Annotated in this window: 20 protein-coding genes and 1 pseudogene; 12 read left to right on the top strand and 9 right to left on the bottom strand. The window is 51.6% G+C overall.

Features of this window, described 5'->3' with window-relative positions; genetic code table 11:
• Nucleotides 1-20: 20 nt before the first annotated feature.
• On the top strand, nucleotides 21-1,265 hold the full coding sequence (gene serA / locus QEN58_RS18345) for a phosphoglycerate dehydrogenase (protein ID WP_280105030.1): 1,245 nt from the start codon (nucleotides 21-23) through the stop codon (nucleotides 1,263-1,265).
• A 364-nt stretch (nucleotides 1,266-1,629) separates the two neighbouring features.
• Here the strand turns inward: serA and QEN58_RS18340 are convergent.
• The 5 genes and pseudogenes from QEN58_RS18340 to QEN58_RS18320 form a co-directional block, all read right to left on the bottom strand.
• A pseudogene (locus QEN58_RS18340) lies at nucleotides 1,630-2,649 on the bottom strand (IS30 family transposase).
• A 74-nt stretch (nucleotides 2,650-2,723) separates the two neighbouring features.
• Nucleotides 2,724-3,953, bottom strand: a complete 1,230-nt coding sequence (locus QEN58_RS18335) for an alpha-hydroxy acid oxidase (protein ID WP_280105029.1) — start codon at nucleotides 3,951-3,953, stop codon at nucleotides 2,724-2,726.
• Between the two features lie 219 nt (nucleotides 3,954-4,172).
• Complete coding sequence (ydiJ, locus tag QEN58_RS18330; protein ID WP_280105028.1) at nucleotides 4,173-7,265, bottom strand: D-2-hydroxyglutarate dehydrogenase YdiJ; 3,093 nt, start codon at nucleotides 7,263-7,265, stop codon at nucleotides 4,173-4,175.
• Between the two features lie 156 nt (nucleotides 7,266-7,421).
• Nucleotides 7,422-8,090 carry a fumarylacetoacetate hydrolase family protein gene (locus tag QEN58_RS18325; protein ID WP_280106961.1) on the bottom strand — a complete coding sequence of 223 codons (669 nt, stop codon included), beginning with the start codon at nucleotides 8,088-8,090 and terminating at the stop codon, nucleotides 7,422-7,424.
• 187 nt (nucleotides 8,091-8,277) lie between these two features.
• Nucleotides 8,278-9,378, bottom strand: a complete 1,101-nt coding sequence (locus tag QEN58_RS18320; RefSeq protein ID WP_280105027.1) for a hydroxyacid dehydrogenase — start codon at nucleotides 9,376-9,378, stop codon at nucleotides 8,278-8,280.
• Between the two features lie 441 nt (nucleotides 9,379-9,819).
• On the opposite strand from QEN58_RS18320, the gene QEN58_RS18315 reads away from it, so the two are divergent.
• From QEN58_RS18315 to QEN58_RS18300, 4 genes are all read left to right on the top strand, one after another.
• The gene (locus QEN58_RS18315; protein WP_280105026.1) at nucleotides 9,820-10,782 is read left to right on the top strand and encodes a tripartite tricarboxylate transporter substrate binding protein; all 963 of its coding nucleotides are present in this window, start codon (nucleotides 9,820-9,822) and stop codon (nucleotides 10,780-10,782) included.
• Between the two features lie 72 nt (nucleotides 10,783-10,854).
• A complete protein-coding gene (locus QEN58_RS18310) occupies nucleotides 10,855-11,310 on the top strand; it encodes a tripartite tricarboxylate transporter TctB family protein (RefSeq protein ID WP_280105025.1) in 456 nt (151 codons plus the stop codon).
• Between the two features lie 10 nt (nucleotides 11,311-11,320).
• Entirely contained in the window at nucleotides 11,321-12,856 is a 1,536-nt protein-coding gene (locus QEN58_RS18305) for a tripartite tricarboxylate transporter permease (protein ID WP_280105024.1), read from the top strand.
• 105 nt (nucleotides 12,857-12,961) lie between these two features.
• Complete coding sequence (locus tag QEN58_RS18300; RefSeq protein WP_280105023.1) at nucleotides 12,962-13,642, top strand: RraA family protein; 681 nt, start codon at nucleotides 12,962-12,964, stop codon at nucleotides 13,640-13,642.
• Between the two features lie 175 nt (nucleotides 13,643-13,817).
• On the opposite strand, the gene QEN58_RS18295 is transcribed toward QEN58_RS18300, so the two are convergent.
• Together QEN58_RS18295 and QEN58_RS18290 are read right to left on the bottom strand one after the other, a co-directional pair.
• On the bottom strand, nucleotides 13,818-14,462 hold the full coding sequence (locus QEN58_RS18295; RefSeq protein WP_280105022.1) for a GntR family transcriptional regulator: 645 nt from the start codon (nucleotides 14,460-14,462) through the stop codon (nucleotides 13,818-13,820).
• A gap of 351 nt (nucleotides 14,463-14,813) precedes the next feature.
• Entirely contained in the window at nucleotides 14,814-15,503 is a 690-nt protein-coding gene (locus tag QEN58_RS18290; protein WP_280105021.1) for a pirin family protein, read from the bottom strand.
• A 210-nt stretch (nucleotides 15,504-15,713) separates the two neighbouring features.
• Here QEN58_RS18290 and trhO point away from each other — a divergent pair, with 210 nt between their 5' ends.
• The 5 genes from trhO to ybiO all read left to right on the top strand — a co-directional run bounded on the left by trhO (nucleotide 15,714) and on the right by ybiO (nucleotide 21,530).
• The gene (trhO, locus tag QEN58_RS18285) at nucleotides 15,714-16,667 is read left to right on the top strand and encodes an oxygen-dependent tRNA uridine(34) hydroxylase TrhO (protein ID WP_280105020.1); all 954 of its coding nucleotides are present in this window, start codon (nucleotides 15,714-15,716) and stop codon (nucleotides 16,665-16,667) included.
• 58 nt (nucleotides 16,668-16,725) lie between these two features.
• Nucleotides 16,726-17,523, top strand: coding sequence for an enoyl-CoA hydratase (locus QEN58_RS18280; protein ID WP_280105019.1), 798 nt, complete (start codon nucleotides 16,726-16,728; stop codon nucleotides 17,521-17,523).
• Between the two features lie 181 nt (nucleotides 17,524-17,704).
• Nucleotides 17,705-18,526 (top strand): IclR family transcriptional regulator, encoded by an 822-nt coding sequence (locus tag QEN58_RS18275; RefSeq protein WP_280105018.1) that lies wholly within the window; start codon nucleotides 17,705-17,707, stop codon nucleotides 18,524-18,526.
• 17 nt (nucleotides 18,527-18,543) lie between these two features.
• Nucleotides 18,544-18,975 carry a YqaA family protein gene (locus QEN58_RS18270; protein ID WP_280105017.1) on the top strand — a complete coding sequence of 144 codons (432 nt, stop codon included), beginning with the start codon at nucleotides 18,544-18,546 and terminating at the stop codon, nucleotides 18,973-18,975.
• 152 nt (nucleotides 18,976-19,127) lie between these two features.
• The gene (ybiO, locus tag QEN58_RS18265; protein WP_280105016.1) at nucleotides 19,128-21,530 is read left to right on the top strand and encodes a mechanosensitive channel protein; all 2,403 of its coding nucleotides are present in this window, start codon (nucleotides 19,128-19,130) and stop codon (nucleotides 21,528-21,530) included.
• Between the two features lie 54 nt (nucleotides 21,531-21,584).
• Here the strand turns inward: ybiO and QEN58_RS18260 are convergent, their stop codons facing one another.
• The gene (locus QEN58_RS18260; RefSeq protein ID WP_280105015.1) at nucleotides 21,585-22,346 is read right to left on the bottom strand and encodes an SDR family NAD(P)-dependent oxidoreductase; all 762 of its coding nucleotides are present in this window, start codon (nucleotides 22,344-22,346) and stop codon (nucleotides 21,585-21,587) included.
• A 167-nt stretch (nucleotides 22,347-22,513) separates the two neighbouring features.
• Between QEN58_RS18260 and folK the strand changes: the two genes are divergently transcribed.
• Together folK and QEN58_RS18250 are read left to right on the top strand one after the other, a co-directional pair.
• Nucleotides 22,514-22,957 (top strand): 2-amino-4-hydroxy-6-hydroxymethyldihydropteridine diphosphokinase, encoded by a 444-nt coding sequence (gene folK / locus QEN58_RS18255; protein WP_280105014.1) that lies wholly within the window; start codon nucleotides 22,514-22,516, stop codon nucleotides 22,955-22,957.
• A 77-nt stretch (nucleotides 22,958-23,034) separates the two neighbouring features.
• The gene (locus tag QEN58_RS18250; RefSeq protein WP_280105013.1) at nucleotides 23,035-23,856 is read left to right on the top strand and encodes a flagellin N-terminal helical domain-containing protein; all 822 of its coding nucleotides are present in this window, start codon (nucleotides 23,035-23,037) and stop codon (nucleotides 23,854-23,856) included.
• A 33-nt stretch (nucleotides 23,857-23,889) separates the two neighbouring features.
• On the opposite strand, the gene QEN58_RS18245 is transcribed toward QEN58_RS18250, so the two are convergent.
• Nucleotides 23,890-25,443, bottom strand: a complete 1,554-nt coding sequence (locus QEN58_RS18245) for a BCCT family transporter (protein WP_280105012.1) — start codon at nucleotides 25,441-25,443, stop codon at nucleotides 23,890-23,892.
• Between the last annotated feature and the right edge of the window lie 189 nt (nucleotides 25,444-25,632).

Below are 25,632 nucleotides of genomic sequence, written 5' to 3'. Positions count from 1 at the left end.
CCATAGAGGTTGATTCAGCCATGGCCAAAACGTCCCTGGACAAGAGCAAGATCAAGATCCTGCTACTCGAGGGCGTCCACCAAAGTGCGGTGGACAATTTTCACAACGCCGGTTATGAAAATATCGAGCATCTGCCCACATCGCTTGATGAAGAAGCGCTGATCGAAAAGATTCGTGATGTTCACTTCATCGGTATTCGTTCCCGCACTCAACTGACTGAGCGCGTGTTCGAAGCAGCGGAGAAGCTGGTTGGCGTTGGCTGTTTCTGTATCGGCACCAATCAGGTCGATTTAACCGCTGCCCTTACCCGCGGTATCGCGGTATTTAACGCGCCGTACTCCAATACCCGTTCGGTGGCCGAGCTGGTGCTGGCAGAAGCGATTATGCTACTGCGCGGTATCCCCGAGAAAAACGCCCGCGCTCACCAGGGTGGCTGGCTCAAGTCAGCGAAGAACTCCCACGAAGCGCGCGGTAAAACGCTGGGTATCGTTGGCTATGGCAGCATCGGTGCGCAGCTTTCGGTGCTGGCCGAATCGCTCGGCTTTAACGTCATTTACTATGATGTTATCACCAAGCTGGGTATGGGTAATGCAAGCCAGGTGGCAAACCTTGAAGAACTCCTGGGCCGCTCTGATGTGATCAGCCTGCACGTGCCTGACCTAGCCTCTACCCGCTGGATGATCGGCGCGAAAGAGATCGCCGCCATGAAACCGGGCGCGATCTTTATTAACGCCTCCCGCGGTAGCGTCGTTGAAATCGAGCCGCTTGCCGAAGCGCTGAAAGCGGGCAATCTCAACGGTGCGGCGATTGACGTCTTCCCGGTAGAGCCGAAAGGCAATGAAGAAGAGTTTGAGAGCCCGCTACGCGGTCTGGAAAACGTGATTCTGACCCCGCATATCGGTGGCTCTACCCTGGAAGCCCAGGAGAACATCGGTATCGAAGTGTCAGAAAAACTGATCACTTACTCCGATAACGGTACCACTGTGACCTCGGTCAACTTCCCCGAAGTGGCGCTGCCCGCCCACCCGGACAAGCACCGTTTGCTGCATATTCACGAAAATGTGCCTGGCGTGCTGTCGCAGATTAACCGCGTGCTGTCTGAAAACGACATCAATATCTCGGGTCAGTACCTGCAGACCAACGAGAAAGTCGGCTATGTAGTCATCGATGTCGATAAAGCCTACGGCCCCCAAGCGCTGGAAGCGTTGCGTGAGGTAGATCACACGCTGAAAATTCGTGCGCTCTACTCGTCGCATAATAGCTAATTTGATTATCCGGTGAGTTAAATCAACACAAATGGCCCCTTCTCTGGGGCCATTTTTGTTGGAGTGGTAAAGCCTCATATTAAGTCCCATGTGATGAAGCAACCTATTAATCAGGATAAAATTCACTTGCTACCGGATCGCGATAGCGACGCTTTATAAATAGAGAATGCCAAAGTGCATTCCTAAAAGTGATTGAATTGCATATAAATATATCGCTGAAAGTTTTTTTAGTTGCGATTAAGATTAACGTAGATATAGATTTTAATACTTTAGATATTGATGAATATTTAAAAGCTATCTTAGGTATAGGAGTATTGAAATTATGAATAATATTTTCCGGTGGCCTCAAGTTCCAAGTGCAACGCTATTGAATAGTGCTCGGACAGGCGACGGATTTCTTAAGTACCTCAGTGTAGACTTCTAACGGCGTGCGCCAGTCCAGTGTGTTGCGCGGCCGTGTATTGAGTGAGTCGGCGATCTCGTCGAGTTCTTCCTGGCTATAGACCAACAGATCCGTGCCCTTCGGCAGGTACTGTCTCAACAGCCCGTTGGTGTTTTCATTGGAACCCCGCTGCCATGGACTATGCGTGTCGGCAAAGTAGATCGCGGTACCCGTCTTCTGGGTGATCTCGGCATGCTTCATCATCTCTTTGCCCTGGTCATAGGTCATGGACAGGCAGCAGTGAGCGCGGCACCTTATTGAGCTTGTCGCTGAAGCCGACGGCCGCTGCTGTGGCCGTTGTGCCATCCACTTTCGCCAGGATCACTAACCGTTTGGTTCGCTCTACTAACGTACCGACGGCAGAGCGGTTGTTGGTACCGATGATGAGGTCTCCCTCCCAATGGCCAGGCATTAGGCGGCCTTCGGTCTCAGGCGGGCGCAGATGGATGCTGACCAAGTCTGGAATCTGTTGCCGCCTATCCTTGCCACGGCTGCGAGGGCGTTGTTTACCTTTACCCTGGCGCAAACAGGCAATCGGCTCCTTCTTGAGCGAGCCGCGCGGCATGAGGTAGAGCGTATTGTAGATGGCTTCGTGCGAGACGTGGCGGTCAGTGTTATCAGGAAACATACGCTTCAGTGTGCGTGCAATTGCTCTGGCGACCAGTACTTGCGCAGCAGCTAGACCACCAGTTCGAACAGCTCACCATCGAGAGGCAGCTTCTGGCAACGAAGAGGCCGACAGCGGCTCAGTCGGGCTCGGTGTCCAGCTAGACTAGCGTCATACGCTCTGTCAGGTCTAACAGTATGACGCACCAGTTCTCGTGAAATAGTACTGGGCGCACGCTCCAACTGACGAGCGATAGCGTGAATCGAGTAGTTAGTCCGCATCAGCATGATGGCGGCTCGGTCTGCAGCAGAAAGATGGCGATAACAGTGAGTCATGGCAATACCCTACCTTATCGGTTAGGTGTTGCACTTGGTCATTGAGACTGCCCTTGCCCCGTGTTGACTTGTTTTTACCGTTGAGTGTTAGGCTGGTTATAAATAAAACTAGTATTCAGCTGCTTTAGATCCGTAATGCCCAGCAATGCCATATCCCTCGCTATTTCATTTCGCAAAAGAGTGGCTGCATGTTTGACGCCTTCTTCACCCGCCACGGCAGCAGCATACCCAAATGGCCTTCCAATAAAAACGAAGCTAGCGCCTAACGCCAACGCTTTTAAAACGTCTGTGCCGCGACGAAAGCCACTGTCTATCATCACGGGAATATCACCTACGGCATTCACAATAGACGGCAGCACCGTTAAAGGGGATACCGCTCCATCTAACTGGCGTCCGCCATGGTTTGACACTATCAAAGCGTCAACACCAACTTTATAGGCACGCACTGCATCATCAACGTTTAAAACCCCTTTGAGGGTGAGATTGCCCGTCCAAAGTTCACGTATGTAAGCAAGGTCTTCCCAATCTAACCCTCCTCGATCTGAAATATCACGATTGACACTGGCAGAAAAAATGGGAGCTCCACGACTGGCGTAATTGTTCTCAAAATGGGGCAATCCATGTTTGGCAATAGTTCGAAAAAATGTCGAAAAAAACCAGCGTGGATGAGTTAGGCCATCCCATGCTAGCTTGATGCTAGGTCGAAGCGGTGATGAAAAACCGGCTCGTCGGTTGTTATCGGGATTGGTTGCCACTGGTACATCTACCGTAATCACTAAATGATTAAAGCCTGCTTCTCGAACGCGTTCGACGAGCGCTTTGATGGCCTCCCGTCCTGCTGGCAGATATGCCTGGAACCATGTAGCTGGTGATTGCTGAGCGAGTGTTTCCATTCGTATCAAGGATGATCCACTCATGATCATAGGAATGCCAGCCTGTTCTGCTGCACTCGCCATTACCAAGTCTCCACGATAGGCTGATAGCGCAGCTAGCCCCATTGGTGCAATACCAAAGGGAGCTTCGTAAGTTGTACCTAATATGGACGTTTTCTGAGAAACGTTTGTTACATTCACCAACGCGCGGGGGATAAATTCAAGCTTCTCAAAGGACGTGGCGTTAGACCGTGCTGTTCTCCCATCCTCTGCCGTATTGGCAATATACGAAAAGATTGAGTGGGGTAAATGTCGCTTAGCAGCCTTTTCAAACTCATGTAAGTTCAAAATAGAGGCTAGTCGAGGGCACGTTTGGTGGGTATTTGTTAAAAGATTGGCTGGCTTTTCTTGATTGTTATTTGCGGCACACATAATTCAAACTCCTAATTTTCGATTGTTGTGATGCTGTATTGCGTTTTTTCGTATCATTACAGCTCAGTTTTAATCGTTCTAAACGAGGCCTTCGGTTTAGCGGGTGGCAATGTATTCAGAAGCGAGAGCCGTTACAGAAGTGGTTTGGTCAACCCGTTGTTCACCATGGCGTAATCTCACCACTCTAACCTCCGAAACTGCAGGTTCCTCTGTATCGTTCTAGGTGTAGTGTTTGAGTGAGTTCAGCAAGGCTTGCAGCGGATGAAGAACCCCTTTCGCTGAATAGCGCTTTACCTGACTGCGGCAGGAATAGCCCGTGGCTAGCAACTTGCCTGCGTTGTTTTTGGCTTCCACTTGGGGCTGCCACGACTGGGCATAGATCGTTTTTGACGTAGCGGCGTTGCGGGTTTCGTGGCCGTAGGTGCCGGACATACCGCAGCAGCCGGTGGCCACTAGCTCAAGCTCCAACCCAAACGCCGCAAACACCTGCTGCCACGCTTTGGGACTGCCCGGCGCGTTGGTTTTCTCGGTGCAGTGGGAGAGCAGCTTAAAACCTGGGTCGGTTAGCTTAAGCTGGTTGGGCGCAAGCGTGTTTATCCGGGTCGCCAGCCACTCCTGTAGCATCAGCACCTCCGGCACCGCCTCATCGCCTAGCGCTTTGACGTACTCCTGGCGATAGGTGAGCGTCATCGCCGGGTCGATGCCCACCATGGGGATATCAAAGCGGGCCAACGTGCGTAGCCGTTCGGCCTGCTTGGCGGCGGTGCGCTCGAAGGCGCCCAAGAAGCCCTGAACCTGGAGTGGTTTACCGTTCGCCGAATAGGGCATCACGAACACGCGTAGATTGAGACGCGAGAGTAGCTCTACCACGTCCATGACCAGCTTGGCTTCAAAGTGGGTGGTAAAGGCGTCCTGGACAATAATCACGCTATTGGCGCGCTGCTGTTCGGTTAACAGGGCCAGTGAGAGCGGCGTTGCTTCGGCGACGCCCCAGGCGTTGAGCTGCTTTTTAACGCTGGCCCGCGAAAGCGCCGGGGAGTCGCTCATGCCCAGTGTGCGACGCATCAGTTGCTCTACCCAGCGCTGGCCAATCACGGCGTTATACAGTGGCGCAGCCTTGGCCAGAGTGGGAAGCATAAATTCAGTTCCGCCAATCACGTAGTCGCGCAGCGGGCGCAGGTAGCGGCCGTGGTAGACCTCCAAAAACTGTGAACGGAACTGAGGGACGTTGACCTTAACCGGGCACTGTCCCGCGCAGGACTTACACGCCAAACAGCCCGCCATGGCGTCATAAACGTCGTGGGAGTAGTCGTGGTGCTGCTTGCGGCTTAGGGTGTTCGCCACCCGCAGCGGAAAGCGTTTAATAAAGCCCCAGCCACCTTCGGCTTTCTTCTTGCGTGACTCTTCCACCACGTCGATGCCCGCTTTGGACTGCAGGCGTAGCCACTCGCGGATCAGGCTGGCGCGGCCTTTGGGCGAGTGGCGGCGATCCCGCGTCGCTTTCCACGATGGGCACATGGGGTCATCAAGGTCATAGTTGTAGCAGGCGCCGTTACCGTTGCAGTACACCGCGGCGTCGTAGGCCTGCCAGGCACGCTCATCGATGGTGCGATCAAACTGGCCGCGCATGGGCACACCATCGACCTTCAACAAATCGGGGTCGCTATCTTTGGCGATTAGTTCGCCGTTTTCGGCAGGTGAAGCTATTTTGCCGGGGTTAAGCTGGTTATAGGGGTCAAAAGCCGCTTTTACCCGCTGTAGGCTGGGATAGAGTTCGCCAAAGAACGTAGGCGAATATTCGGAGCGTACGCCCTTGCCGTGTTCGCCCCACAGCAGACCGCCATATTTCTGGGTCAGCGCCGCCACTTCATCGGACACCGCACGTATCAGTTTTTCCTGCTCGGGATCCTTCATATCGATGGCGGGGCGCACGTGCAGTACACCAGCGTCTACATGGCCAAACATCCCGTAAGAGAGCCCTCGGGCATCCAGCGCGGCGCGAAACTCGGCGATAAACTCGGCCAAGTGCTCCGGCGGTACGGCGGTATCTTCGACAAACGGAATCGGCCGTTTCTCGCCCTGCACATTGCCGAGCAAACCCACCGAGCGCTTGCGCATTCCGTAGACTTTCTGGATCTGACTGCGCCCCTCGGCCAGGGTGTAGCCCAGGCGTTCGACGGTGGTATCTTGGCTTAGATGCTCGGTGAAGGCGCGTACCCGTTCGGTGAGGGCGCTCTCATCGTCGTCATTAAATTCGATCAGGTTAATGCCGCGAATCGCCGTGTTAGCGGTCGCCGGGAAGAACTCCGCCACGCTGTCCCAGACAAAGTCCTCCATGGCCAGTTGCAGCACGCTGTCGTCGATGGTCTCAATCGAGGTAGGCTTCGCGCTGGCAGTCATTAATGCCTTTGCATCCCGCAACGCATCCATAAAGCTGGTATAGCGAACGTTGACCAGGGTGGCGTGCTTGGGAATCGGCAATACATTGAGGACGGCTTCGTTTAAAAAGCCCAGCGAGCCTTCCGAGCCGCACAGCAGGCTGTTGAGGTTGAGCTGCCCCTCGTCGTCGCGCAGGTGAGCCAAATCGTAGCCGGTTAAGCAGCGGTTGAGCGGCGGGAACTTGGCTGCAATCAAGTCGCGCTGTTGGTCAATAATCTCGGCAGCGGTGGTATGAACGCGGCCCAGAATGCCTTCCTGCTGGCACTCAGCCTGCTCTTCATCTTGTGTTAACACGCGGCTTTGCAGGTGCTTTCCACCGATCAGAATCGTATCGAGCTCTAACACATGGTCGCGGGTTTTACCGTATTCGCAGCTGCCCTGGCCGCTGGCATCGGTAGAGATCATGCCGCCTATAGTGGCGCGATTAGAGGTCGAAAGCTCCGGAGCGAAAAACAGCCCATGGGGCTTGAGCGCCGCGTTTAATTGATCCTTCACCACGCCTGCCTGGACGCGCACCCGCCGAGCTTCCACGTCAATCTCAATGATCTTGTTCATGTGGCGGGAGACATCCACCACGATACCGTCGGTGAGTGACTGGCCGTTGGTGCCGGTGCCGCCGCCTCTGGGCGTTAATACAATGCTTCTGTGAGTGGTTTGCGCGGCCAGCCGGGTAAGGCGCTCTAGGTCTTCGGCATGCTTGGGATAGATTGCCGCTTGGGGGAGACGCTGGTAGATCGAGTTATCCGTCGCCAGTACCGTGCGGTTGGCGTAATCGGGCGCGATTTCGCCTTCAAAGCCATATTCTTTTAAGGACTCAAAAAAGTATAGGTAAGCTGCGTCTAGATTATCGATAGGGGACAAAAGTGCAATCATGTTGGTTAGCTTCAGTCGTGGCGCCTGAACAGTAGGCACGAGGCTGTATGAGGCTCCCCGAATTTTGTGATGCAAATTTAGGTAGCGTGCTGGGTAAAGCTAAAAGATGACTGCGAGTAGCGGCTTCTAGGGCAGCCTCAGGATATTCGCTACAGCTTAGTTCGCTGCAACCTCAGACGTAATGATGAGCTCTTCTCCCAGTTGAAATCGCAATAGGGAGCCTAGTTTGAGCACGCCAACTCCAGCCGGAGTGCCTGTTAGAACGATGTCGCCGGGCTCCAGTGTGAATTGGCGGCTCATCTCTGCCAGCAAATGTGGCACAGGAAATAGCATTTCAGCGGTGTTGCCTTGTTGACGAAGCACGCCATCTATTTCCAAGCTAAAGTTCATATCTTCCCAGTTCGGGACACGGTCGAGTTTGATAAATGGTGATAGTGGGCATGCTCCGTCAAAGCCCTTGGCAATTTCCCAAGGGTGCCCCTTTTCTTTTAAGCTGGACTGGAGTTCTCGAAGCGTAAGATCTAGCGCCAAACCGAGACCAACAATTGCTTGTTCTGCTTGTCTAGGCGAAGCCTCCTGGAGAGGCCTGCCGATTAGCAGGGCCAGCTCGGTTTCAAAATGCACATCTCCACGTGAAAAGGGTACTTTGATACTTTTCTCAATGGAGGTAGCTGACGTTGAGGGTTTAATAAATAAAATGGGCTCGCTGGGCACAGGATTTTTCAACTCTCTGGCATGCTCAGCATAATTTCTACCGACACAGACTATTTTCCCTAGAGTGTGCTTGTAGGTGGAGCCGTCAATGAAGTGAGGTAAAAAAGTCATTTCATTCAAATTCCTGTTTAATAAAGGTAGGCTCATTGGCTGCTTTTAGATGTTTGAGGCGCCAACGCTTTTTAACTGCTACGTGATAGTCATAGGTATTTTATATTTATTGAGGTTTTAGTAGTGAGGTAGAGTCACTAGGTTTCACTCAGTAATATTTCTTTACTTATAAAAGTCATGTCAATATTTACAAGTTAGAATTCCATTCCGCGCATTTATGACCAAATATTTTTTCGTAGCGTTCAGAGTATTTTTCCCATGCTTCAGGGTTAACAAGTCGCGCCGGCATATTTCCATCGAGCGTATTGATCAACTGTTCTGCGGCCCACGAGGCTATGTTTCTACGGGCTTCATGGGTCACTCCTGCGGTATGATAAGTGGCTACCACATTGGGCATAGCCAACAGAGGGTGGTCTAGTGGGGGCGGTTCTACATCCCAAACGTCAAGACCAGCACCCGCTAAATGCCCTGCCTCTAAAGCTTCTTGCAAGGCTGACTCCGAGTGGATTCCGCCTCGTGCTGTTGTTACAAAGATTGAGCCGGGCTTCATTACTTGGAATGTTGAGGCATCAAACATTTTTTCTGTACTTTCGTTACGCGGGCAATGCAGTGAAACGAAATCAGACTCTGCTAACAGCACGTCTAGTGCCACCTTTTCAGCGCCTCTATTGGCAACAGTTAAAGCGTCTAGCTCTGGATCAACAGCTAGTACCCGCATATCGAGCGCATTTGCAAGCCTAGCAACACGGCTCCCAATATGGCCTATTCCGACTAGGCCTAGCGTTTTTCCACACAGTTCTTTGCCCATCAAGCTTTCACGACTGAAGCCAGTTTCGTTGCGTAATCGGCGGTCTGACTCACTGAGGCGCTTTGATAAAGAAATCATTAGTCCGATGGTATGTTCCGCTACTGATACAGCGTTCGCCCCCGATTGACACAACACAAGCACACCCGCCTGCGTACACGCGTCGACATCCACCGTGTCGTAACCTGCCCCCGACGTTGAGACACAAAGCAGCTTGGGTGTCTTAGCCAGTAACGCTGCATTGGCGCGCCAATGTAAAGGCGTCTCATCTTTTGCAGAGGAAATCTGATAAGCATGAGCCTTGCCAAGTACTTTTTGGACATTGGCATCATCAGCATCCGTAGCCAATGTTGTCAGCTTATAGTCCGTCCTGTGCTTGAATATTTGCTCCATTATTGGGTTATACCAAACATCAAGGCGAAACACTGACTTGACGGATGCTGAAGGCATAGGGCTGTTTGAAACATAGGTAGATACTGTCATATCTTAATCCTGTAATTGTTAAGTAGATTTTTTATCCATCAGAATGAGCTTTTTTAATATAACGCCAATATCAGTTAAATCATGTATTTATCAAGCGGTCATACGCTTTGAGGAATGTTGCTTCTGGTAAGTTGTTTATTAGTTGTAATTTCATTTCTACAAAGCGGTATTTGTCTTTACATGCTCTATCCACTCCCCTCCAACCTCTATGAACAATATAAATACAATTTTTAAAGATTGTCCACATGGGAGGGCATGAAATGAGCACTATACAAAAGTCTAATATTTTATTTTATTATTTATTTCAAGCGTTTATCGTATTTATGAGACCTTTTTTTTAGATGTTCACCTTTTTCCTTGAGATGTCCCAATGCCTGTGCTTTGATGGCATTGTACTTAAATAAACACAATAATTCAGTGAAGAACAAATTGGAGACTGCTATGCCTCTTGCTTTCAGCCGCACTCTTATCATTCTTGGTACCACCTCGTTGGTCTCAGCTTCAGTTTTAGCCGACTATCCTGAGCGACCAATTGAATTGATCGTCGCCTATTCAGCAGGCGGAGGTACAGACGTAGCCGCTAGGACGCTTGTCCCTTATTTGGAAAAACACCTAGATGGGGACATTACTGTTATCAATCGGCCGGGAGCCGGGGGTGAAGTAGGCTTCTCCGCGCTTGCTAACGCTAAACCGGATGGCTATACCATTGGTTTTATAAACACCCCGAATGTATTTACGATCCCAATCGAACGTGATACTCGCTATGAACTTTCGGATCTTTATCCAATTGCTAACGTGATTGACGATCCTGCTGGCATTAGCGTACACCCTGAAAGCCCCTTTCAAACTTTCGAAGAATTAGTTGAGTACGCTAAAGCTCATCCTGGTGAAGTTAACTATGGAACTTCAGGCGTTGGTGGCGATGATCATCTGACCGCACTTGCATTAGAGCAACAAGCTGGCATCGAGATGACTCATGTCCCTTTCCCTGGTGCTGCTGATGTGAGGCAGGCTTTAATGGGTGGTCATATAGACTTGGGTATTATTAATGTAAGTGAAGTGGCGTCCGCTGCTAGAGCAGGCCAAGTTAGACAATTAGTTCAAGGGGGAGAAGGACGCTGGGAGAAAGCTCCAGATGTGCCAACGTTCAAAGAACTTGGTTACGATCTCACTATGGGGTCTGCGCGTGGTCTTGCAGCACCAGCAGGTGTGCCACAAGAAATTATAGAAAGAATTTCGCAGGCCGCCCAGGCAGCTTTGGAGGAGCAAGAGTTTCGTACAGCGGCTGATGAGCAGTCTTTACCTATTTCTTATCTCGGGCCAAAAGAATATCAAGATATGCTAGAAGAGCAGCAAACTCGCTTCCAAACGCTCTGGGATGAATCACCTTGGGGGAAAGAGTAATAAATCCTCATGAAAAAAGCAGCACCATTGGTAATCTCTTGGTGCTGCTTTCTAAACTTTGGAGCGTGAGTGATGATCCGACTGGCTAACATTGAATTGGTGGTAGCAACATTAGCCGCAAGTTTAAGTGCTGTAGGTGTATTTCATGCCTCAGGGTTTCCACGAACTTCAGCGTATTTACCCACCGCTGTGTTGAGTGTTATGACACTGCTATTAGTATTGTGGGCATTCCAGGCTTTTTTAAAGTTGCGTCGCAACCAGTCTGAAATTTTAAATATAGAGAAATCAGGTGCTAGGCGTTTTATTTCGTTGACTTTTGGAAGTGCGATTTTAATCGCTTTAGCTCCGATTTTAGGGTTTATCACTTCTTTTATTATCTTTATACCTTTTGTTGGTTTCATTCTGGGATATCGTCGTTGGAGGCCACTATTGATAGCTGGAATAGTCTTTAGTGTCCTCGTCCACCTAATCTTCCGAATGTTGCTTGAACGCCCTCTGCCAACAGAGCTATTTAATCAATTTTTTTGAGGGTCACGATATGTGGGATAATATATTAAGTGCTTTACCTCTGCTGTTTTCGCCACCAGTGCTTATCGCGATGGTAGTGGGAACGACAGTTGGCGTCTTTATTGGCGCTTTACCTGGCTTGTCTGCCACCATGGGAATTGCGGTACTTATTCCTTTAACATTCACTATGGAGCCTCTCGTCGCTCTGGGCATGATGGCGGGGATTTTCAATGGTGCTATGTATGGGGGGGCAATACCAGCCATTCTGCTTCGCATACCCGGCACCCCCGCCGGGATCGCTACTGTTTTTGACGGTAACCCGATGGCGCAAAAAGGTGAGGGCTTAAAGGCAATGAGGATTGCTCTTATGTCTTCTTGCATAGGCGGTTCGGTAAGTGCGCTTTGTTTGCTTTTTATTAGCCCTCCTTTGGCGTCATTCGCATTAAAATTTGGTCCTATTGAACTGTTTTGGTTAGCTGTTTTTGGTTTAGTTGCCATCGCCGTATTGTTGAGTGATGTACCGGTAAAAGGTTTGATCAGTGCTTGTTTTGGTCTACTAGTAGGAATGGTGGGCATCGATAGTATGTCGGGCAATGAGCGTTTTACTTTTGATGTTCTAGAATTGACAAGTGGCATTAGCATCCTTGTTCTTTTGACAGGCCTTTACGCTATTCCTCCGGCACTTTCGCTTGCTCAGGAAGCGGCGTCGTTAAGTAAAAGTAAAGACGCTGGAAAACCCAGCACTAATAAAGAAAAAATTAACTGGAGCTTCTTTATTCCCACCTGGTGCCGTTCATCCATCATTGGTGTAATTATTGGTATTATTCCAGGAACTGGTGGCAATATCGCGGCCATGCTTTCATGGAACGAAGCTAGGAGAGCTTCAAAAGATAGTTCACGCTTTGGTAAGGGGGCGCCCGAAGGAGTGGCAGCTGCTGAATGCGCTAACAATGCTGATAATGCTTCCTCACTGATACCTGCGCTTACGTTAGGAATACCAGGTAGCTCAGTATCTGCTGTCATTCTTGGTGGATTACTTGTCCATGGGCTACAGCCAGGGCCAGAGCTATTCACTCAGTCTGCGCCCATTACCTACGGTTTTATGCTCTCCATGCTAGTGACGTCGATTATGCTATTTTTTATAGGGCGTTTAGGGGCAAGAGTATTCATTAATGTCATGTATATGTCGCCATTGATTTTGGCACCAATCATTATCGCTCTGACGTCCATAGGTATCTATGCCATCAATAACAGTATTTTTGACGTATGGCTGATGTTCTTCTTTGGAATTCTCGGTTGGTGCATGGAGCGTCTGAGCATACCACTCGCTCCCGCCGTTCTTGCTGTTATTCTTGGGCCTATTGCTGAGTCTAGTCTACGTAGAGCGATGCTAATTGGAAGAGGGGATGTTTCAGTCCTTTTTTCAAGCTCAATTGCGATTGTTCTAATATCGATTATTGCTATTTCTCTTCTTAGCCCTCTCATTAGAAAAGCATTTAGTCATCCTTTGCGAAAACGAATGGCAATAAGAAGCTTAGATAACACAAAACAAAATAGAGACGGATGACTCATTCATACTCGTTGTGAACATGTAATCATTACTAAAGCTTTTAGCAACTTACTTTTCTACCCAATATGGGTGTAGGTGTCCACAAACAAGGAGACAAGTGCAATGAGCATAGGATTTCGTATACTTCAAAGACAAAACATTGTTACGCCAGAGCTTGCCGCATCTTTCAACACGGTGCCAGTTGCTAATGTTAGTGACTCAATGGCAAGAATGACGTCGGCTGGCCCACGACTTCGTCCCTTTCATGGTGGAGGAAGAAGAATGTCAGGAGCTGCGCTTACAGTCAAGACACGCCCTGGTGATAACCTTATGTTCCATAAGGCGTTAGACATGGCTCAGCAGGGCGATGTCATCGTTGTCGATGCTGGTGGAGATATTACCAATGCCATGATGGGCGAGCTGATGGCGCATTATGCCGAAAGTCAAGGAGTTGCTGGCATTGTCATCAATGGAGCCATCCGTGATGTTGATGAAATTCATAGCTTGGGACTTCCAGTGTATGCGGCAGGCGTTACTCACCGTGGTCCATATAAGGATGGACCTGGAGAGATTAATGTTCAGGTCGCTATCGACGGAATGGTAGTTTCACCCGGTGATTTAATCATTGGTGACGATGATGGTGTACTTTGTGTGCCACGTGAGCAGGCTGAAGACTTGCTAAAAGCAGCGCAGGAAAAACAGAAAGCTGAGCAGGAAGAACTTAAACAGATAAAAGCAGGCTGCAGCGACCGAAGCTGGGTTGAGAAAGCACTAAGCGATAAGGGCTGCTTTATGGCTTCCTAATGTTAAATCTAGGTCCTTTTTTTGAATTATTAACCTATATTTAACCTGTGATTTTGATTGCTAAACAGTGACTTAGTAAGTGATTTTCCCTCTGAATGTGCTTGACCAGGTTTGCTCTCCCTGGTCTTCATTTTTGTAACTTTTTAGCATTTTTTTGCAGTAGAGTATTTTACTGTTACTTTATGTCTCGATTAGTTAAAAATCTGCATAGAGCTGCTCTTAAATGAACAGTCATAACGTCGCTTGCATATTCTTGCGATCCCATCCTGATGGCGTGTATTAACTCACGGTGATGATGCATAGATCTTTGCATATCCTCATCGGAGTAAATGTAGAATCCTATTGTTATAGGTATTTCAACAAGTGTTTTTGTGATTTTAGTAAGTCGAGGGGATGCCGCAGCCTTTAATATAATAGAATGGAATTTGCGGTTTTCTTCTTGGATGTTTTTTAAATAATCTTCTGGTTTTTTTTCTACAAGCTCATCCATTTTCATAGAGCATTTTAAAAGACTTTCAATATGCATAGCTGATGCTTTTAATGCAGCTAAACCTGCTGCTTTTGACTCAACCTGTATTCTTATCTCAAAAATTTCCTTAATATCCTCAGTGTTCCATGCAGATACAAAAGAGCCACGACCTCGCTCCCTATACAAAAGACCATCTAATGTCAGTTGGTTTATTGCTGTACGAACCGGCGTGCGACTGACATCAAGTAACTTCGCAATTCTCTCTTCCTTCAATTGCTCATTTGGAGCAAGCTCGCCTTCCATTATTTTTCGTCGTAAAGTCGTATAAACTTCATCAGTCAGTTTTGTCATGGTTAATGTCTAAATAATAATTTTTAGTTTATTTTTCGTAATTTACCATATGATAAGTTTAGCTGTATATCTGAATTCAGCCAGCAAGTGCATACCTGCGGCTAGTTACTAGGCTTCAACTATCCCTGTGTCAGGTTAGCTACAGTCGGGTCGTATTTGTCATAATTTGCTAGATTAATGAAAGCAATTTTCCTAAACGCACAAAGAAATATAGGCGAAAAATTTCTACTACCACTCAATTTATCTGTTAATCAGGTGGCACGGCAAGAGGATATTTCAGGTGCCACCCTTGATGCTTAGTGTAGAGAGGCTAGGATTGAGCCGTTTTGGCTAATGTAGGAGATCAGCTAATTAAGCAAGATCAAACAGCAGCACTTCGCCCGCTTCTTTGCCGGTAAGGTTAATCGCCTCATCCGGTTGGAACGCCGCGGCGTCGCCTGTGCTAAGTGTCTCACCGTTCACTTCCATTTCGCCGTTGACAACATGCAGCCAAGCGTAGCGCGAAGGCGGCGCGGTTGCCTGTTCGCCCGCGCTAAACAGGCCTGCGTAAAGGTTCACATCCTGGTTGATGCTCACCGACCCGTCGCGACCCTCTTCTGATGCCACTAAACGCCATTGACCTTGACGCTCAGCGCTAGGAAAAGCCTTCTGCTCGTAGCTGGGTTTAATGCCGAGCTGCTTGGGTTCAATCCAAATCTGCAGAAAGTGCAGCTCGTTCTCCTTGGAGTGATTGAACTCGCTATGCAGCACGCCGGTGCCTGCCGACATGCGCTGAACATCGCCTGGGCGCATCACCTCGCCGTTGCCCATGTTGTCTTTATGCTCCATCTCACCATCCAATACGTAGGAGATAATCTCCATATTGCGGTGAGGGTGGGCGCCAAAACCATGGCCGCCAGCAACGCGGTCTTCGTTGATCACGCGTAGGGCGCGAAACCCCATATGGTTGCGGTCAACGTAGTTGGCAAATGAAAAGGTATGGAATGAGCGTAGCCAGCCGTGGTCGGCGTAGCCCCGCTCGTTGGAACGACGAATAATCATGGTGTGCTCCGCAGGTTGCGTGAGATTGAATAATGACAATATACGCCTCGTTGAAGACGCATGGGTTGAAGCTTTCTGCACGTTTCCGTCGAATAAATCGATGTATTAAATGTGATTGCCAGCGCTAAACTTTTGGTTAGCTTTCGAGTAAAATCCTGGCCTCTTCTAACCCGGTCCGCCCTTTGCGAGGGTGACTACCTGGAGCTTTACATGTCAGTACCCGTTCAAACGCCGCCTATTGTGGTCGCAGCGCTGTACAAATTTGTCACTCTGAACGACTTTGAAGCGCTACGCGAGCCGCTGCGCCAAACCATGCTCGATAACGACGTAAAGGGCACTTTGCTGCTTGCTAAAGAGGGCATTAACGGCACGGTGGCGGGCAGCCGCGAGGGCATTGATGGATTGCTGGCTTGGCTGACCGCCGACCCACGCTTGGCCGATATTGATCACAAAGAGTCTTATTGCGACGAAACGCCGTTCTACCGCACCAAGGTCAAGCTCAAAAAAGAGATCGTCACCCTCGGCGTGCCGGATATCGACCCCAACGACACCGTAGGCACTTACGTTGAGCCGGAAAATTGGAATGACATCATTGCCGACCCGGAAGTGCTGGTGATCGATACCCGCAACGATTACGAAGTGGCGATTGGCAGCTTCGAGCGGGCGATAGACCCTAAAACCACCACTTTCCGCGAGTTTCCCGAGTACGTGCGTGAGCACTACGACCCGGAAAAACATAAAAAGGTGGCGATGTTCTGTACCGGCGGCATCCGCTGTGAAAAAGCCTCCAGCTTTATGCTTAAAGAGGGCTTTGAAGAGGTCTACCATCTGAAAGGCGGCGTGCTGAACTACCTGGAAAAAGTCCCGGAAGAGCAGTCACTATGGAAAGGTGAGTGTTTTGTGTTCGATAACCGCGTGACGGTGCGCCACGACTTAAGCAAAGGCGAATTCGAACAGTGCCATGCTTGCCGCATGCCGATTTCCGCCGAGGATATGCAGTCATCCGCTTATGAGCCGGGGATTAGCTGCCCCCACTGCATCGATTCGCTGCCGGAAAAGACCCGCGCCGCCGCCCGCGAACGCCAGCGCCAGATTGATCTAGCCAAACAGCGCGGCGAGCCGCACCCCTTAGGCCGCGATACCCGGCTAATGAAAAAAGCTTGATAAAAAAGCGTTTACGCTAGACTGATGGGCTATGTGTTACTCACATCAGGAGTCCACCATGTCCATCACCTCTGATTCACCTGCACCCATCCTGCAGCGCCTAGATCAGCAAGGCATCACAACGCTGACGATGAACGCACCAGAGCGCTTTAACGCGCTCTCGGAAGCCATGCTGCAAGCCCTCAAAGATGCGTTAGCCGATATTGCCGACGATAGCAGCGTGCGCTGCGTGGTACTTGCCGCCGAAGGCAAAGCCTTCTGCGCCGGGCATGACCTAAAGCAGATGCGCGCCAACCCCGATAAAGCCTACTACCAAACGTTATTTGCCCGCTGTGGCGAGGTGATGCAGGCCATTGTGAACTTGCCGGTGCCGGTGATTGCTAAGGTCCAGGGCATCGCCACTGCCGCGGGCTGCCAACTGGTGGCGAGCTGTGATCTGGCGGTGGCGGCGCGCAGTGCCCGCTTTGCCGTTTCCGGCATCAACGTTGGACTATTTTGTTCCACCCCGGCGGTAGCGCTTTCCCGAAACGTTGCCCGTAAGCGCGCCATGGAGATGCTGCTGACCGGGGAGTTTATCAGCGCCGAGCAGGCCGCCGAGTGGGGCTTGATAAATCGTGTAGCAGAGGACGATACGTTGGATGAGGCAACTAGGGAGCTGACGGCCAGTATCTGCGCTAAAAGCGCCGTTGCGGTGCGCACGGGGAAAGCCATGTTTGCCCGTCAGCTCACCATGCCGCTCGACGAAGCCTACGCCTTTGCCGGGGAAACCATGGCCTGCAATATGTTGGCCGAGGATGTGAGCGAAGGGATCGATGCGTTTATCACCAAACGATCACCGCAGTGGCGGCATCGCTGACGTGCTATCTCTGACCTACTATCTCTGAATGAATGGAATTCGTTTCCGTAAACGCGACAAGGACTGTGTTGGCACGTTATCCTGACGTCTTTTGTATTTTCAGGTAAGGCGCTGTCAGCAAGGGCGCTTTTAGTAAGTAGCAGGAGCGTCTTTTTAGGAGCGCCTTTTAGGAGAAAGCTAGGTGAGTGAAGCCAAGCGCAGGACGGTCGGTCGTCCGGCGAGTACCGCCAAAGCCAGCGGAGGCCATAGCCAGTCACTGGTACGTGGCTTAACACTATTGGAGTACCTTGCGGCCAGCCCGCTTGGGTTGGCCCTTTCAGAAGTGGCGGAAATGGCCGAATTGGCGCCCTCTACCACCCACCGCTTGCTACAAGCCTTGCAGAGCCAGGGGTTTGTGACCCAGGAGAACGAGCAGGGCCTATGGCGAATCGATGTTAAAACCTTCCGTATCGGCAATAGCTTTCTTGAAGCCCGCGATGTAGTGGCCACAAGCCGCCCCTTTCTGCGCCGTTTAACCGCAGAAACCGGCGAGACTGCTAATTTGGGCATTCGCGATGGGGCCACGGCAGTATTTCTAGCCCAGCACGAATCACCCCAGATGATGCGCATGATTACCCGCCTAGGCTCCCGCGCGCCATTACATGCCTCCGGCGTAGGTAAAGCGCTGCTGGCGTGGATGCCCAATGATGAGCGCGCCCAGCTGCTGGATGGCCGCGAGCTGGCAAGAGTGACCGCCAACACACTCTATCAACCCGACACCCTGCATGTGGAAACCGAAAAGATTCGTGCCCAGGGCTTTGCCTGTGACCGTGAAGAGCATGCCGTTGGCCTGCACTGCGTGGCTGCCTGTGTGTTTGATGAACACGGTGCCCCGATGGCGGCGATCTCTGTTTCAGGCCCGGTGGCGCGAATCCCGGAAGCCCGCTTACTAACTTTGGGCACGCTGGTTCGCCAAACGGCCGATGAGATAACTCTACAGTTGGGTGGGCAGGTGCCGCGTTAACGTGGGCCGCTGAGTCTATGCTGAGCCTGTTTTTTGTCGCTCTGGTCAGCGCCACGCTGCTGCCCGGAGGCTCGGAAGTGTGGCTAGCGCGGCTGTGGTGTCTCGGCGAACCGCCGCTGGGGATATGGTTGGTGGCCACGGCGGGCAACACTCTCGGCAGCATGATCAACGTGGTTATGGGCCGCTATGCGCGTCGATTTCAGGATCGCCGCTGGTTTCCCGCATCGCCACGCAGTTTGGCGCGTGCAGAGGGGTGGTATCACCGCTTTGGCGAGTTGAGCCTGTTGATTTCCTGGGCACCGATTATTGGCGACCCCCTCACCGTGTTGGCTGGCGTGTTTCGGCTGCCCTGGTGGCGGGCACTGGCCTGGATTGTGGTTGCTAAAGGGGCGCGTTACGGCGTTGTCTTGTTGCTGGCACAGCAGTGGCTAGTGCCGCTGTGCCAGTGAAACACCTAACTAATCAAGTCATGTTACCCTGTACAACTTTTTAACAAGCTGTGCATGCAGTGTAGAGTGTAAGCAGTTGCCTAACGTTGGCTTGCGTAAAACCGGGCAGCCGTTAGATTGAACACAGCACTCACCCAAAAGGAGGTTTAGGTGTGAAGCCACTTCGTTTATTACCCTGGCTAGGTGTCTGGCTACTGGCAATGATTGCCTTAGTCGCCACGCCAGCAATGGCGCAGAGCGCATCAAGTGAGTCGGCCAGCGCCGATGGTTCAGAGCCATCCTCTGCAGAGAAGGCGCCAACATCCTACGAAGCGTTGGCCAGTCTGTTGGAGGATGAGCAGTCGCGGCAAGAGTTGATTGAGATGTTGCGCAATCAAGCCTCATCACTGCCTGATGGCGTTGCCGATGAACTTTCGCCAGAAGCCGCCGCTCAGGGCAGTGAGATAGCCCCTGAAGATGTCTCGCTACCGCGTCAATTAGCTGAACTCACCAGTCGCGTGGTTAGCGATGTGGGTGGCCAGGTTGAGCAAGTGGTTGGCATTGTAGGAGGGCTGTTCTCGGGGCAAGAGACAGACAGTGTTTTTGATATGGCCGCTTTTACCAGTGCGGCGATCAATCTAGGCATCGTCATTGTTGCTACGTTTGCGCTATTTATGATTGTTCGGCGACTAGCTAAGCCGCTGTTTACCAAAATCAGTGGCTGGTCGCTAAATGGCAATAATTTAACCCCCGTCCTGCGCTTGATTGTCTGCGTGGCGATTGCAGCGATCATTGATGTACTGCTCGTCGGCTTGGCCTATGTGGGCGGTAATTTGTTGGCCACCTTTGCGATTGGGGAAGCCGGAGAACTCTCCACCCGTGCCTCACTGTTTTTAAATGCATTCTTGATTATTGAGCTGCTCAAAGCCGGTGTGCGGATGCTGTTCTCGTCGCGCTACGAAGGGCTGCGGCTACTGCCAATTTCAGCCCAGGAGGCGTCCTATTGGAACCGCTGGCTAGCTCGTTTGATCGGCATGGTCGGTTACGGCCTGATGGTGGTAGTGCCGCTGGTTAACTTCTACGTGGCAGCCTCGTTGGGTCAGGCCGTCGGCACGCTGATTATGCTGTTGGCATTTATCTATGCGGTGGTCGTGGTACTACGAAACCGCACCCGCCTGCGCGATAATTTGAATGAGATGGCGGCAAAATCAACCTTAACTGCCAGCCGCGTCTCGCTGCAGTTATTTGCTCGTACCTGGCACCTGTTCGCGCTGCTGTACTTCTTGATCGTGTTTGTATTGACGCTAACGCGCCCCGGCGATGCGCTGCCGTTTGTGATGTACGCCACCCTGAAGTCGTTGGCCGCGATTGTCGTCGGACTGTTGGTGTCGTCTTTTCTTACCCAGACCATTGGTCGCCGTATCACGCTGTCGGACGACCTGCGGCGCAAACTACCGTTGCTTGAAAAGCGTTTAAACAGCTACGTGCCCAATGCGTTACGTGTGCTACGTACCATCATTCTGATCGTGGTTATCATGGTGGTCCTGAACGCTTGGGGCGCCTTTGATCTTGCCGCCTGGTATGCCTCTGAAGGTGGCGCCGTGCTGGTCGGTAACCTGACCAGCGTTGCGGTGATTTTGATCGTGGCGCTAGCCGTTTGGCTGGGCCTGGCAAGCCTTATTGAGCATAAGCTCAACCCGGAAACCGGCTACGGCGAACCGTCGGCGCGGGCGAAAACCTTGCTCAGCCTGTTCCGTAATGCCCTGGCGATCGCCATGGTGACCATTACTGGCATGATCGTTCTGTCGGAAATTGGCATCAATATTGGCCCGCTGATTGCCGGTGCCGGTGTGCTGGGTCTGGCGATTGGTTTTGGCGCCCAGAAGCTGGTGCAGGACGTTATCACCGGGGTGTTTATCCAGGTAGAAAATGCCATGAACACCGGTGATGTGGTGACGGTAGGTGGCGTGACAGGTACCGCTGAGCGGTTAAGTATCCGCTCTGTGGGGATTCGTGATCTGTCCGGTACTTACCACATCGTTCCGTTCTCCAGCGTGGATACCGTATCTAACTACATGCGCGAGTACGGCAACCATGTGGGCGAATACGGTATTGGCTACAGTGAGAGCATTGATGAAGCCATTGAGCAGCTCAAGCTGGCCTTTGAGGATCTTAAAGCCAGCGAAGAGTTCGGTACCAAGTTGCTGGCTGATCTGACCGTTGCGGGGGTTACCGCCCTGGCGGACAGCTCCGTGAACATCCGTGTGGTGATTAAAACCACGCCGGGTGATCAGTGGGCCGTGGGTCGCGCCTACAATCGTCTGGTTAAACTGCGTTTTGATGAGGCGGGTATCGAAATACCCTTCCCGCACACAACGCTTTACTTTGGCGATAACAAAAACGGCAATCCACCGCCTGCCCATGTGCGGGTATTGGAGTCGACCGCTAAAGAGAAGAAGGTGGAGGAATCAGCAGTGGTTACGCCGGCTGATAAGAGTGACACTCCACAAGGAGTGCAGCAAACCAGCGAGCCTGATCATCTGAAACCCGACAACGATGACGTTGATGAAACCTAAACGATGCTCATCTTAATCTTCAGCGGGGCCGCCTTCGGGCGGCCCCGCTGCGTTTTAAGCAGAGGCGTTTGAAACGGAATAGTTTTCCGAGTGGCGCCCCTCAAGGTTGATTGACTCCCCGCCATCCACAAACAGAATTTGTCCTGCCACAAAAGGGCTATCCAATAAGTAGTGCAAAGCTTGTACAAGGTGCTCAGGGTCGCCCTGGCTTTTCAGTGGAATACCTTCAATACGCCACTCAATATAGTCGCTAGTGCGCTGGGAAGCAGGCAGCACCACGCCGGGGGCGATGCCGTTAATACGAATGCGCGGGGCCAACTCAAGTGCCGCCATCCGGGTCATGTCCGCCAGGCTCTTTTTCGATAACAAATAGGCGGCATAGGGATACTGGTGATAGGCCACCTTATTGTCGATGATATTGATCACCTGGCCCTCTTCAACCACCTCGGCGAAGTGGCGCGTGAGTAGCAGCGGGGTAAACATATTGACTCGGAACTGGGTTTCCAGCATCGCCAGTTCGGTCTCGGCAATCGGCGCCGGCTCATAGGCAGAGGCACTGTTCAGTAGTAGATTAAGTCCTGGAAAGCGCTGCTTTGCCGCTTGAATTAAATCGCTTAAGTCGTCGCTCAAAAAATTGCAGGGAAGAATCTCGCACTCACGCCCCTTAGCGCGTATGCCGCTGGCGACTTCTTCGGCCTCTTCTCGGGAGCGATTAACATGAAGCGCAATGTCGTAACCCGCATCGGCCAGGGCTTCGGAAAAGTAGCGCCCCAAACGGGTGGCGCCACCGGTTACCAGAGCAGCTTGTTGGTGCATACAGCGTTCCCTATTGTTTAGTTGGTATAGGAAGACTTTCTGCGTGAGTGTACCGTTTGTCAATAACTTATACAGGGCTTGCACGTGGTGCTGGCTTAGAGGTATTGATGGAAGTGTCCTACTCCTAAGAAAATTCCTAAAGACGTCAGTTTAAATAGGATGTCGCGATGCCACCTCTGTGTTCACCTTCCGAGCAAGCCGCAGGGCTCCATGAGTGTTTCATCTCTTTGGGATCGAACATCGACCCTGAACACTATTTCACTCAAGCACTTGAGATTATCAGCAGAGAGTGCGTGCTATTGGCACGTTCAAACGCGATTCGTACAGCGCCAGTGGGTTACCAGCAGCAGCCTGACTTCTTAAACGCCGCGCTGTTGGTGAGCACCCCGCTTGAACATGAAGCATTTCGCGCTTACCTCAAAGGCGTCGAGGATCGTTTGGGCCGTGTTCGGGGGGCGGTTAAATCGGGTCCACGTACCATGGATCTAGACATTGTAGCGTGGGATGGGGAGATCATCGATGACGGCTACTTCCAGCATAGCTATGTTAAAAAGCCCGTTGACGAAGTGCTGGCGAGCAGTGGACGCTCCCTTGAAGCTCAAAAGCACTAATGATTTTTGCATTTAGGCCGATAATTACGCTGTAGCCGCCCTAATATGGGCAGGCTAACCTTCCCCGGAGGCGCACGGTGCTCAGCCTAAACACCAATTTGATGTCGCTTACCGTGCAGAATAATTTGCGCGGCAGTCAGCAGGCTATGCAGACTGCCATGCAGCGCCTCTCTTCTGGGCTACGCATCAATAGTGCCAAGGATGACCCCGCCGGGCAGGCGATTGCCAATCGTATGACGGCGCAAATCAGAGGTATGACCCAGGCGATCCGCAACACCAATGATGGCATCTCCATGGTGCAGACGGCGGAGGGCTCTCTTAATCAAATTAACGACAACCTGCAGCGCATTCGTGAGCTGAGCGTACAAGCGGCTAACGGCACTAACTCTTCCGACGACCTTGCCTCTATCCAAGCAGAGATCGATCAGCGCTTGGATGAGATCGACCGTGTTGCAGGGCAGAGTAACTTCAACGGTATTGGACTGCTTAACGACACCAAGTCGCTGAATATTCAGGTGGGCGCTAACGCTGGCGATAGCATCGCGGTACGTTTTGAAGCCATGAATCTACAGGGGTTGGGTCTTGATGGTTTGACCGTGATGGAGGATATCGTTGGTGCGGATAAACCGATTGATAGAGTGGATGAGGCGATCAAGCGGTTGGATCGCCAACGCAGCTATATGGGCGCCGTGCAGAATCGCTTTGAGAGCGTCATTGATGGCCTCAATAACAGTATCGTTAATACTTCTGCTGCCCGGTCGCGCATTCAGGATGCCGATTATGCTAAGGAAGTCTCCAACCTTATTCGCGCGCAGATCCTTCAGCAGGCAGGCATCGCTATGTTGGCCCAGGCCAACCAACAGCCGCAGATGATTCTGCGCCTGTTGGAGGGTCTTTAGAAAAGTCGATATCGCCGCGCGCTTAGTCAGCGATTAGTCAATAATGCCCTGCTCTCGGGCCATGGCGTAGGCCGCCTGCGGGCCATTCCAGAGTGACGGCAGTAGAATCAACGACACCGGAATCGCGGTGATGACGATAAACTGCTGCAGCGCGCCAATCTGACCTGCGCCCATATACAGCAGTACCGCCGCCATTAGCGCCATGGCAATCCCCCAAAACGCCCGCATGACCGGGCTCGGGTTATCGTGCCCCGCGCCGACCACTGCAATGGCGTAGCTCATCGAGTCGCCGGTGGTGGCAACGAAAATTGTGGTCAGAAGCAGAATTGCCAGAGCCATCCAGGTTCCACCAGGCAGTGCCTGGGCAACGGTTAAGGTGGCTACATCAAACTGAAAGTTATTCAGCGCCTCGGTTAAATCAATCACGCCAGTGAGCTGATAATAAATGCCCGAGCCACCGAGCAGGGTAAACCATACGGTGGTGGCAATCGGTGCCAGGATCGCTACCGCGACGATCATTTCGCGGATGCTACGACCGCGGGAAATACGTGCCACAAAAATCGCCATCAGCGGTGCATAGCCAATAAACCAGGCAAAGAAGAACACTGTCCACCACTGCATCCACCACGCCGGAGCGGTTTCCGCGGTCATGGTCGCCATGGTGAAGAATTCGCTGATGTACGCGCCCATGCCTGAAACATAGCTATTGACCAAAAACAGCGTCGGGCCAAAGACAATAATGACCGCGCCAATGGCCAGCGCCAGCAGCACGTTAAAGCGGCTAAGCAGTTGAATACCTTTGTGTACACCGCTCATGGAAGAGAGCACGTAGATGCTGCCGAGTACGGCAAGAATGATCAACTGCCCGGGATAACCTTCAGGTAAGCCAAACAGCTCATGCAGGCCGAAGCTGACCTGGGTAGCCAGAAAGCCAATCGGGCCCACGGTGCCAGCAACCAGGGCAATCACGCAGCAGGCATCGACAATGCCGCCCAGCGGGCCGCGCATTAGCCGCTCACCCAGAACGGGGTAGAGTAGGGTGCGGGGCTGAAGCGGCTGGCCTTTCACGTAGTGCGCATGGGCGAGGACTACTGCCGTCAACGACCCCAGAACTGCCCAAGCCATAAAACCCCAGTGCATAAAGGATTGCCCCAAGGCACCGGAAACGGCGTCAGCGGTGCCTGCTTCGCTATCAAAAGCGGGAGGCGTTACTACAAAGTGGTATACCGGCTCACCGGCAGCAAAGAATACCCCGCCGCCGGCCAGCAGCGTACACAGAATGATTGAGAGCCACTTAAAGGTGCTCATTTCTGGTGCATCTAAATTGCCGATTTTGGCTTTAGCGGCTGGGGTCATCGCTAAGCCGATGGCGATAAAGAATGTCAGTAAAAGCAGTAGTTGAAAGTAACTTCCTAACACTAACGCGGTCCAGGCGAAGCCAGCGCTGATGCTGTCAGCTACCAGAGTTACGTCGTAAAGCGACAACGCAAGAAAGGCGACAATAAAGCCGATACTTAAGATCAGCACAATAGGATCGCCGAGCGAAAACCGCTGGGAGCCCTCTGCGTTGGGGCTGGGTTGGGTCATGGTTAATACCTTATGGGGAGCGGGTGAGAGCTGAAATAGTCAGCCTACCAAAGCGAGCCGTTAAGCGGTTTAACGCCGCATGGTAGTTAAAAAAATGGTGATTGAAGCAAGTGGAATTGCAGGTAAAAAAAAAGCGCCATTCATTGAATGGCGCAAGACAGGAAACTGGGCATAGTATATCGCCAATTT

Source organism: Halomonas alkaliantarctica, assembly GCF_029854215.1.
GTDB classification, from domain to species: Bacteria; Pseudomonadota; Gammaproteobacteria; order Pseudomonadales; family Halomonadaceae; genus Vreelandella; species Vreelandella alkaliantarctica_A.
Note: the sequence above shows the minus strand (reverse complement) of the source record. Positions and strands in the feature narration are given on the sequence as shown.